Origin of the sequence: Actinomycetospora rhizophila (genome assembly GCF_042657905.1) — a bacterium.
Classification (GTDB): domain Bacteria; phylum Actinomycetota; class Actinomycetes; order Mycobacteriales; family Pseudonocardiaceae; genus Actinomycetospora; species Actinomycetospora rhizophila.
Map to the genome: position 1 here is coordinate 20,188 of NZ_JBHSKG010000033.1, position 10,068 is coordinate 30,255.

Annotated in this window: 8 protein-coding genes and 1 pseudogene; 4 read left to right on the forward strand and 5 right to left on the reverse strand. The window is 74.4% G+C overall.

Annotation, left to right across the window (positions count from 1 at the left end):
* Positions 1–3: 3 nt before the first annotated feature.
* Both ACFPK1_RS32835 and ACFPK1_RS32840 read right to left on the reverse strand, forming a co-directional pair.
* Positions 4–1,011, reverse strand: a complete 1,008-nt coding sequence (locus ACFPK1_RS32835; RefSeq protein WP_378025134.1) for a uroporphyrinogen decarboxylase/cobalamine-independent methonine synthase family protein — start codon at positions 1,009–1,011, stop codon at positions 4–6.
* Positions 1,011–2,540 carry a hypothetical protein gene (locus ACFPK1_RS32840; protein WP_378025135.1) on the reverse strand — a complete coding sequence of 510 codons (1,530 nt, stop codon included), beginning with the start codon at positions 2,538–2,540 and terminating at the stop codon, positions 1,011–1,013. Before ACFPK1_RS32840 ends, ACFPK1_RS32835 begins: the two co-directional genes overlap by 1 nt.
* Positions 2,541–2,743: 203 nt before the next feature.
* On the opposite strand from ACFPK1_RS32840, the gene ACFPK1_RS32845 reads away from it, so the two are divergent.
* Together ACFPK1_RS32845 and ACFPK1_RS32850 are read left to right on the forward strand one after the other, a co-directional pair.
* Entirely contained in the window at positions 2,744–3,610 is an 867-nt protein-coding gene (locus tag ACFPK1_RS32845) for a methylenetetrahydrofolate reductase (protein WP_378025136.1), read from the forward strand.
* Between the two features lie 10 nt (positions 3,611–3,620).
* A complete protein-coding gene (locus tag ACFPK1_RS32850; protein WP_378025137.1) occupies positions 3,621–4,139 on the forward strand; it encodes a DUF6790 family protein in 519 nt (172 codons plus the stop codon).
* On the opposite strand, the gene ACFPK1_RS32855 is transcribed toward ACFPK1_RS32850, so the two are convergent.
* The gene (locus ACFPK1_RS32855) at positions 4,124–5,920 is read right to left on the reverse strand and encodes an FUSC family protein (RefSeq protein ID WP_378025138.1); all 1,797 of its coding nucleotides are present in this window, start codon (positions 5,918–5,920) and stop codon (positions 4,124–4,126) included. The genes ACFPK1_RS32850 and ACFPK1_RS32855 overlap by 16 nt on opposite strands.
* 75 nt (positions 5,921–5,995) lie before the next feature.
* Here ACFPK1_RS32855 and ACFPK1_RS32860 point away from each other — a divergent pair.
* Together ACFPK1_RS32860 and ACFPK1_RS32865 are read left to right on the forward strand one after the other, a co-directional pair.
* Positions 5,996–6,441: pseudogene (locus tag ACFPK1_RS32860) on the forward strand (hypothetical protein); the annotation flags it as partial.
* Positions 6,442–6,549: 108 nt separating this feature from the next.
* On the forward strand, positions 6,550–7,635 hold the full coding sequence (locus ACFPK1_RS32865) for an acyl-CoA dehydrogenase family protein (protein ID WP_378025141.1): 1,086 nt from the start codon (positions 6,550–6,552) through the stop codon (positions 7,633–7,635).
* Here ACFPK1_RS32865 and ACFPK1_RS32870 read toward each other — a convergent pair whose 3' ends face one another.
* Positions 7,636–8,919, reverse strand: coding sequence for an aspartate aminotransferase family protein (locus ACFPK1_RS32870; RefSeq protein ID WP_378025139.1), 1,284 nt, complete (start codon positions 8,917–8,919; stop codon positions 7,636–7,638). It lies immediately after the preceding gene.
* Positions 8,920–8,946: 27 nt separating this feature from the next.
* Entirely contained in the window at positions 8,947–9,870 is a 924-nt protein-coding gene (locus ACFPK1_RS32875) for a GntR family transcriptional regulator (protein WP_378025140.1), read from the reverse strand.
* Positions 9,871–10,068: the final 198 nt, after the last annotated feature.

Below are 10,068 nucleotides of genomic sequence, written 5' to 3' on the forward strand. Positions count from 1 at the left end.
CGGTCAGGTCAGGGTCGCCCGCACCTTCGCCGCGCCGTCGACCATCGCGCGCAGCTTCGCCGTCGCGACGGCCGTCGGCAGGTTGCGCAGCCCGCAGTCGGGGTTGATCACCAGGCGCTCGGCGGGCACGAACTCGAGCGCGTGCCGGATGCGGGCCTCGACGACCTCGGGCGTCTCGACCGTCCGCGACTTCACGTCGACGACGCCGAGCCCGATCGCGCGGTCCCATCCAGAGCGCTCGATCACCGGGAGGTCCTCGTCGCCCTTGCGCGCGAACTCGAGCACGAGCGTGTCGACCCGCGCGTCGAGGACCGCGGGGAACAGGAAGTCGTAGTGCCCCTCCCACAGCGGGCGGGCGTAGCGGTTGCCGTAGCAGACGTGCAGCGCCCAGCTCACGTCCACGTCGCGGGTGACGATGTTGATCGCCTCGACGGCCAGCTCGATCTGCTCGGGGTGGCCGGCGAGGAAGGGCTCGTCGATCTGCAGCAGCTGCGCGCCCGCGTCGCGCAGCGCGGCGGCCGCGTCGGCGAGCACGTGCGCGATCGCGCGGACGAGCTCGGCGGGGTCGCGGTGCACGGTGTCGGTGACGCGCCGGGCCAGCGAGAACGGTCCCGTGAACGAGAACTTCACCGGACGGTCGGTGCGCGCGCGCGTGAACGCGAAGTCGGTGTCGAGGCCCAGCCCGGGCGCGCTCGCCGGCGGGCGCGGCGTGGTCGCGACCGAGGCGTCGTAGTAGTCGTAGTAGAAGTCCTTGCCGGTCTGCGGGATCGCGATGCCGGGGATGCGCGCGAGCAGGTAGTCGACGTCGTTGTCGCGGCGCAGCTCGCCGTCGGACACGATGTCGATCCCGGCGAGCTCCTGTTCCTTGATCGCCGCGGTGACCGCGACGTCGTGGATCTCGTCGAGCTGGGTGCGGCTCATCCGGCTGCGGAACCAGTCGGTCTTGAGGCGCTCCAGCCACTCGGGGACGGGCCAGGAGCCGACGACGGCGGTCGGGAGCAACTCGTTCATCAGTCCCTCACCTGCGCGGTCATCGTGACGATGTTGGTGCCGGTCCGGTGGGCGAACGGCGCGTAGGAGACGTCGAACCCGCGGCGGCGCCCGATGTGCGCGAGCAGCGGGCCGTTCACCCAGTTCACGACCGACCCGTCGTACTTGCCCGGCCCGCGGAACCCGGTGCGGTAGGCGCCGACGTCGCGCGCGAACAGGTCGTGGCACACGAGCTTGCCGAACGGGTGGAGCAGCCCGATCGTCTCGGTGAAGCTCGCGACCGCGCCGTTGCTGACGTGCATGCGCACGTCCGCGCCGGACTCCAGCAGCGGGCGCAGCGCCTCGCCGTTGACGGTGGGGGACAGCTCGTAGAGGTCGAGGCCGGCGAGCCCGGTGTAGCGCTCGGCGAGGCGCACCGCCGACCACACCCGCCGCCAGAACGCCACGGCCTCGTCGGGGCCGGCGACGTGGTCGGGGCGCGCCTCGGCCAGCAGCACCGGGCCCAGGCGCAGCAGCGTCTGCACGAGGCCGGGCAGCTGGTCGGGGCGCGCGTTCACCGAGGCCGCGATCTCGGCGGCGTCGGCGGCGGGCAGGTACGCCCGCGACTCGACGAGGTACGTGCGCCCCCCGAGCTGGGCGACCTCGTCGGTCGGCAGGTTGTCGTAGACGTTCGAGATGTAGATCAGGAACACGCGGAACTGCAGGAACGCGAGCACCGAGCGCGGCCGGGTGGCGTCGACGACGAAGGCGCTGACGTGGTCGGCGTGGTCGGCGACGGTCTCGCGGGCCAGGTCGAGGACGTGCTGGGAGTAGTCGCACATGAGGTAGTGCAGGCGCCGGTAGTACCCGCGCCCGTGCTGCGCGTCCATGTCGCGCAGCTCGTCGAGGAAGACCCGGGCCTGCGCGCCGTTGCCGACACCGATCTCCACGACGTAGAGCTCGGGCGGCAGCGCGCCGCGGTCGGCGAGCCCGTCCCACACGGCGAACAGCTCGGCGACGACGTCCCGGGCGGCGCCGCGGTTGCGGGCGTCGCTCTCGCCGCCGGGCAGCGCCTGCTCGTAGGCCTGGCCGGTGGCCTTCTCCCAGAGCTCGAGGGCCGACCAGTAGAGGGCGTTGAAGCCCCAGATGCAGCTCTGCCGGGTCGGGGCCCAGTCCTCGAGGAACACGTCCCCGGTCGTGCGCGCCTCCAGGACCTCGCGCGTCCGGGTCCGCAGGTCCACCCCCGCCGCGCGCCGCACGTCGACGGCGACCTCGAGGTCGTCGTCGCGCACGCCCTCGGGCACCGGGGAGTCCGGCGTCGCCGTCCCGGATGGTCGAGCTCCCCTATCGGCGTGCTCCCCTGATTGCTTCGTCTCCCGGCCGATGGGCCGCACCTCCACGACGTCGCGGAAGTTCTGCTTGTACTGCACCCAGTCGCAGACGACGCGCACCCGCGACAGGTCGGTGCCGCTCTCGCCCAGTGCGCCCACCACCGGGCCGAGCGACTCGTCGATGGTCACCGGCGTCGTCGGACTGCACAGGCGGGCGTGCGGGCGGAAATCGACGAGCATGCGCGTCTCCCTCGGCGTCGATGGTCCGGCTCCGCTGCGCTCCGCGTCCGGCAGCCATCTCCTCGCAGCCTGCTGCCCGGGGGTGACGGGCGTCATCGTCGCCGACGACAGGAAACGACGGCGCAGCCTTGTGGTTGCACACGAAGAAAGCGGAGGGCCCCGCCCGCGAGACTCGCCGGCGTACCCCTTCACGCGGAGGCCCCATGGACGACGACGCGGTGCGCCGGATGCTCGCCGACTTCAGCATCGAGGTGACCCCGCGCGAGACGGCGGCCCTCGACGAGGCGGCGGCCCTGCTCCCGCCGGGCACGAGGGTCTACGTCACCGACCTCCCCGGCGTCGACCTCGCGCGCAGCCTCGACGCCGCGACCCGCGTCCGGGAGCACGGCCTGCGCCCGGTGGTCCACGTCGCGGTGCGCTCGATCCCGGACCTCGCGGCGCTGGACCGCACGCTGGGCGCCGTCGCCGACGCCGGCGTCGAGGACCTCCTGCTGATCGCCGGCTCGCGCCCGCCGGCCGGGGCGTTCGAGAACACGCTGCAGGTGCTCGAGTCCGAGGTGCTCGCGCGCCGCCCCTTCGCGAGCATCGGCGTCGCCGGGCACCCCGAGGGCAACCCCGGCGTCGACGAGGGCGCCGTCGACCACGCCCTCGCGCGCAAGGACAAGCTCGCCCGCGACGGCGGGCTGCCGCTGCACGTCGTCACCCAGTTCGGCTTCGCCGCCGACCCGGTGCTCGGCTGGGAGCGCCGCATGCGCGAGGCCGGCATCGCCCTGCCCGTGCGCGTCGGGCTCCCCGGCCTGACCTCGCCGGCCCGCCTGCTGCGGTTCGGCCTGTCCTGCGGGGTCGGGCCGTCGCTCGCGGTGCTGCGCAAGCAGACCGGCAGCGTGCTCAAGCTCGCCACGCAGGTCTACCGGCCGACCGAGACCCTGCTCGGCCTCGCCCGGGCGGTCTCGGCCGACCCGGAGAGCCTCATCTCGGCGGTGCACTTCTTCCCGTTCGGTGCCGTGGTGCCCACCGCGCGCTGGGCCACCACCGGACAGAAGGATGGACTGGGCGCCGAGACCGCCTGATCATGAGCCGGTGACCACCGAGCCGCCCACGACGGCGACCACCGAGGGGCCGCCGCCCTGGGTCCTGCGGCTCCTGAGCATGACGACCTACGTCGGCATCGCCGGGTTCGTCGTCGCCGAGATCGTCCAGATCGCCCAGTACGGCACCGAGGGTCTGCTCGCCGCGTCGCTGCTCAACGCGCTGGCCTGGATCGTCGGCGTCAACGCCATCATCGTCGGGTCCGGGCACCTCGTGATGCCCGACCCGGTCGCGGACTCCATCGGCTGGCCGCGCGGCAGCCCGTTCCAGTGGGAGGTCGGGCTCGCCGGGCTGCTGATCGGCGTCCTCGGGGTGATGGCGCCGATGTTCGACCGCCAGTTCCAGCTCGCCGCCGTCATCGCGTTCTCGATCTTCTACCTGGGCGCGGCCGTGGGGCACGTGGTCCAGATGGTCCGCGAGCACAACAGGGCGCCGGGCAACACCGGATTCATCTTCTGGTTCGACGTCCTCGCGCCGATCGGCGTGATCGCGCTCTACGTGGCGACCTGAGGCAGCGCGCGGCGCAGCGCCTCCAGCTCGGGGGCGAGGAAGCCGTCCCCCGGCGCCGCGGCCGGGTCGCCCAGCGCGGCGAGGATCGCGTCCGCGCGGTCGGCGGTGACGAACGGCGTCGCCGCGTGCCCGGGCGAGCGGGTCGCGTCCACCGACCAGCAGGCCGCCAGCGTCGCGTGCACCACGGCCCGGGCGGCGTCGAGCGCCGGCCACCAGATCGTCGTGTCCACGGCCCGGCCGACGGGCGCGGCGTCGACGTGGTGGGCGTCGGCGAGCGCGAACTGACGCTGGGCGAGGTCGCGGCGCGCCTCGCGGGCGCCCGGGCTCGCGGTGGTGGCGTCGGCGAGGTGCGGGACGACGCGGGCGACGTCCCGCAGCGCCGCGGCGATGAGGGCGGCGGGGTCCGGGCGCACGGACCCGGGCACGACCAGCAGGAACACGAGGACGCCGACCACCACGCCGACGGCGGTGTCGACGCCGCGGGCGAGCAGCAGCGCGCCGAGGTCGGCGGGGTGGCCGGCGGTGCCGATCGTCAGCGCGGTCGGGGTCACGAGGATGACCCCGAGGCCGTAGTTGCGCGGCATCGTCAGCTGGATCCCGCCCTGCAGCACGGCGATCGTCGCGGCCAGCCACACCCCGGAGGGCTGCAGCGCGAGCACCGCGGCGGCGAGCACGAGCCCGATCCACGTGCCGAGCAGGCGCAGCGCGCCGCGCTCGAGGGTCCCGGTCCAGCCCAGGCCCTGGCACAGGACGAGCACCGCGGCGGCCACCGCCCAGTACGCGTTGTGGAGTCCGGCGAGGGAGCCGACGGCGCCGGCGACCAGGGCCGCGATCCCGACGCGGACGAGGACCGCGCGCCACGGCGACCCGCGCGCCAGCATGTCTCGCGCCGTCTGCCCGACGCCGGGCCCGCCCAGGGGCATGTCGATCCTCCCGACCGACCGCGGGGTGGCCGGCGGGTGCGCGACGGCCCCGGCGAGCGTCCGGAGCCGCGCGGCGGCGCCCGGATCGACCGCGCGTCGCTCGTCCTGGGCCGTGATGCCCTCGGCGAGGACTCCGTGCAGGTCGAGGGCGAGCGCGCGCAGCCGCTCGAGCGTCCTGTCGGGGCGCGCCGTGGGGGACTGCTGGCGCACGAGCACCACCCAGCAGGCGTGCATCGCGCGCGCCGCCCGGTCGCGCGCCTCCCGGTACCGGTCGGTGCCCACCGCGTCGAGCAGGCCCGACACCGCGGTGACGGCCGTCGCGACCGTCGCCTTCTCCGGTCCCCGCGGGGCGACGAGGGCGCCGGCCATGTGCGCGACCCACGCGAAGGCGCCCCCGGCGAGGACGAGCAGGCCGAGGCGCGTCGGCTCGGTGGCCGCGCCGGGGATCGCCGTGCCGGTCGCCCCGGCCAGCACGAACATGTAGGCGCCCGGCGGGCCGGTGCCGAAGGCCCGGCAGAGCGCGGTGGCGACCACCGCCATCGCGGCGACCACGAGGATCGAGGCCACCACCGACGACTCCGCGAGGGCGCCGATGGTCACGGCGAGCGCGAAGGCGAGCGCGATCACCGCCAGCTCCCGCGCCCGGTGGCGGTAGGGCCGGCCGTTGCCGAACAGCGCGGTGAAGGCCCCGATGCTCGCGGTCAGCCCGGCGGACACCTCGCCGACCGACCACCCGATGAGCACCACCCCGCCGGCGCAGGTCCCGGCGCGGACCGCGTCCCACCAGTCGAGGCGCGCGTCCTGCAGCCGGACGAGGTCCCGGGCGAACGCCCGCCAGGAGGTCGTCACCGCCACCACGCCGTCAACCTAGGAGCAGGACGCGCGTCACGGCGACGGTTCCGGTGTCGCGGTCGGCACTGGATGCTGACGACCATGACGCTCGTCGACGACTTCGCCCGCCCGCGCCCCGTCCCCGACAACCTGGTCCCCGACCTCACCGGGGCCGACGCGTTCACCGGGGACCGGGTCGCGGCGGGGGTCGTCGAGCGCCACGCGCCCTGGGCCCGGGACCGCGCGGCGGCGCTCGGGGCGCGGGTGTGGGACCCGCGGGTCCTCAGGGCCGCGCGCGACGCGCAGCGCCACACCCCGGAGCTGCACACGCTCGACCGGCTCGGCCGCGAGGTCGCCGACGTCGACTTCCACCCGGCGTACCACGAGCTGATGAGCCTCGGCTTCGGCTCCGGCGTGCACTCGCTGGCTGGACCGCCGGCCGGCCGGGCGCGCACGCGGCGCGGGCCGTGCTGTCGTACCTGTGGAACCAGATCGACGGGTCCACCGCGTGCCCGCTCGGCATGGCGTACGCGTCGATCCCGATCCTGCGCAGCCAGCCGGAGCTCGCGCCGTGGGCCCGGGCGCTCGCGGTCGAGGGCTACGACCCCGCCGACGTCCCGATCACGGAGAAGTCCGCGGGGACCATCGGCTACTTCATGACCGAGAAGCACGGCGGTTCCGACCTGCGCGCCAACATCACCGTCGCCCGACCGGTCGGGCGCCGGGGCCCGGGCGAGACGTACCTGGTCAACGGGCACAAGTGGTTCGCGTCGGTGCCGATGGCGGACTGCTTCCTCACCGTCGCGCAGACCGAGGGCGGCGTGTCCTGCCTGTTCATCCCGCGCCGCCGCGCCGACGGGAGCCTCAACGGCATCACGGTCAAGCGGCTCAAGGACAAGCTGGGCAACCGGGCGAACGCGTCGTCGGAGATCGAGTACCACGACGCCGAGGCCGTCCTCGTCGGCGAGGAGGGCCGGGGGGTGCGGACGATCCTGTTGTCGGCGGAGTACACGCGACTGGACTTCGCGGTCGGCTCCGCGGGCCTCATGCGCGCGGCGCTGTCGCAGGCGCTGCACCACAACGACCACCGCACCGCCTTCGGGGCGCCGCTCGCCCAGCTGCCGATCCAGGCGCCGGTGCTCGCCGACCTCGTCCTCGAGTGGGCCGGCGCCGCCCACCTCGGCTTCCGCGTGGCGCGCGCCGAGGACGCGCACGACGACGTCTCCGAGCGCCTCGTGAGCCGCCTGCTCACGCCCGTCGCGAAGTTCTGGAACTGCCGCCGCGTCGCCGGCGTGACCGAGGAGGTCATCCAGTCGATCGGCGGCAACGCCTACATCGAGGAGCACGACTGCCCGCGCTACTACCGGGAGGCGCCGCTCAACGCGATCTGGGAGGGCACCTCGAACATGATGGTCATGGACGTCGGCCGCGTGCTGGCCCGCGAGCCCAAGGCCGTCGAGCCCGTGATCGACGAGATCCGCCCCGCCGCGGACGAGCACCCGCTGCTCGCCGCCGCCCTCGCCGAGATCGAGGAGCTCGTGGCGGACCCGGAGGACACCGCGCGCTACCTCGTCACCAGGATCGCGCTCGCGACGCAGGCGGCGCTGCTCGTCCGGGAGGCGCCGACGGTCGTGGCCGAGGCGTTCATCGCCTCCCGCCTCGGCGGTGGCTGGGGGCCGGGCTACGGCACCCTGCGCGGCCTCGACTTCCCGGCGATCATCGACTACGGCCGCCTCGGGTGATCATCTCCCGGCGGTCGCCGCCAGGGAGTCGCGCAGGATGTCGAGGCCGAGGTGCAGGTCGTCCTCGGTGATCGTCAGCGGCGGCGCCATGCGCACGACGCCGCCCAGACCGGGCAGCTGGACGATGTTGACGTGCAGGCCGCGGCGCAGGCACTCGGCGGTGAGCTCGTGGTTGAGGGCGAGGTTCGGCGTGCGGCTCACCTTGTCCGCCACGAGCTCGATGCCCTGGAGCAGCCCGCGTCCGCGGACGTCGCCGACCTGCTCGTACCGGTCGCGGAGCTCGAGCAGCCGCGGGGTCATGACCTCGCCGAGCGCGCGGGCCCGCTCGGTCAGCCCGTCGCGCGCGACGACCCGCAGCACCGTGTGCGCGACCGACGCGGCGAGCGGGTCCGAGACGTGGGTCGTGTAGAAGAGGAAGCCGCGCTCGTGGCACGTCTGCTCGATCTCGGGGGAGGTCACGACGGCGGCGACCGGCAGCCCCGCCCCGAGCGTCTTCGACAGTGTCAGCAGGTCGGGCGCCACGCCGTCGCGCTCGAACGCGTACATCGTGCCGGTGCGCCCGACGCCGGTCTGGGCCTCGTCGAGGATGAGCAGCATGCCGCGCTCGTCGCACTTCTCGCGGAGCCGCGCCAGGTAGCCGGGCGGCAGCTCGATGATCCCGCCGGAGGACAGGATCGGCTCGATCATGCAGGCCGCGAGGCTGCCCGCCGACTGCCGGTCGACCAGCTCGAAGCCGACGTCGAGCTCGGTCTCCCAGTCGTGGCTGCCGTCGGCGCGCCGGAAGGGCGAGCGGTAGGCGTCGGGCGTCGGGAGCGCGAGGTTGCCGGGGATCGGCGGGCCGTACCCGCGGCGCCCGGCCGAGAACGTCGCCGCGGCGGCGCCCGAGGTCATGCCGTGCCACGAGCGGTCGAACGAGACGATCTCGTAGCGGCCGGTGGCGAGCTTGGCCATCTTCAGCGCGGCCTCGTTGGACTCCGCCCCGGTGCTCACGAGCAGCACCTTCGACAGCGGGCCGGGCAACGTGCCGGCCAGCGCCGACGCGAACTCGAGCAGCGGCGGGCTGAGCATGCCGCTGTGCAGGTGGTCGAGGGTGGCCACCGCCCGGGCGACGGTCTCGACGACGTCGGGGTGCGCGTGGCCCAGCACGGAGCTCATCTGGCCCGAGGTGAAGTCGAGGACCTCGGCACCGTCGCGGGTGGTCACCCGCGAGCCGGCGGCCCGCTCGACGAGGTCCGGCGCGAAGGGGACGCCGTAGCGGACGAGGTGCTCGCTGAAGTCCGACACGTCGTCGAGGGTGGGCCGGAGTTTGTCCTAGGTCAAGGGGTTCCGGGTGCTCATCTCGTCCATCACCTCGCCGACCATGCGGATGGAGCCCTCGTCGAGGACGTTGCCGAACTCGACGACCGTGGTGTCCGGACCGGCGCCGGTTCCGAGCCCGGGGTCCTCGCTGGGGACGACGAGCACCGCGAGGTCGGGTGGGACGTCCTCGTCGTGGGGCACGACCACGACGTCGGCGAGGCCCGCCGCGCGGAACCAGTCCCGGACCTGCTCGGCCTGGTGGTGCGTCGAGTACCGCACGCCGACCCGGGAGCCCTCGGGCAGGTCGGCGACCCGGGCGAGGGTGCGGATGTGCGGGGCGACCACGACGGCGACCGTCTCGACGTCGCGCCGTGCGCGGTGCGCCCAGCGGCGGACCTCGGCGAGGTGGAAGAACGTGGTGACGACGAGGTCGCCGTCGGCGGTGACGGTGTCGAGCTCGTCGATCAGGCCGGGGCGGACCTCGGCGTGCAGGCGCTCGGTCAGCTCCTTCGCGAACGCCTGCGCGCGCTCCGTGTTGCACTCGGCGAACACGACCTGGACCGGGGTCGCGCTCCGGCGGGCGAGGGTGAAGGCGAGGTCGCGGACCTCGTCGGGCGAGAGGCCGGAGCGCACGGCGGCGCGGACGGCGTCGGCGAGGTCGCGGCGGGGGTCGGGCGCGTCGGGCCGGTGCGGTGGGCGGGTCGCGACCGCCGTGCCGCCGCCGGCCCGGGTCTCGAGGACGCCGAGCTCGCGCAGCGTGGCGTAGGCCTTGGACACGGTGTTGCGGTTGACCCCGAGGCTGTCGGCGAGCGCGCGCACGGTCGGGAGGCGCTCGCCGGCGGGCAGTCCGCCGTCGTCGACCAGCGAGCGGATCTGCTCGACGATCTGCCGGTACACCGGGGTGTCCGACGTCGCGTCCAGGCTCAGGTCGGGCACGCGCCACCTCTCCGACGGGGTGGCGGCATGCTACCGCTTGTCCTGGGACAAGCTTCGCCATCTGCTCAGGTGGGGACGTGTGGTCGTCCGCCGGGTCGGGGTTGTCGGTCGGGGTCGAGGATCCAGGGTGGGGTGAACCAGGGCCGGCCGTCGGTCATGGTGATGGTCCAGTGTCCGTGGTGGATCAGTTGGTGGTGG

Excerpts from the sequence above, each read along its gene's own strand:
- ACFPK1_RS32840 (WP_378025135.1), bottom strand. The coding sequence starts at position 2,540 with ATGCTCGTCGATTTCCGCCCGCACGCCCGCCTGTGCAGTCCGACGACG.
- ACFPK1_RS32845 (WP_378025136.1), top strand. The coding sequence starts at position 2,744 with ATGGACGACGACGCGGTGCGCCGGATGCTCGCCGACTTCAGCATCGAG.
- ACFPK1_RS32835 (WP_378025134.1), bottom strand. The coding sequence starts at position 1,011 with ATGAACGAGTTGCTCCCGACCGCCGTCGTCGGCTCCTGGCCCGTCCCC.
- ACFPK1_RS32865 (WP_378025141.1), top strand. The coding sequence starts at position 6,550 with ATGACCGAGAAGCACGGCGGTTCCGACCTGCGCGCCAACATCACCGTC.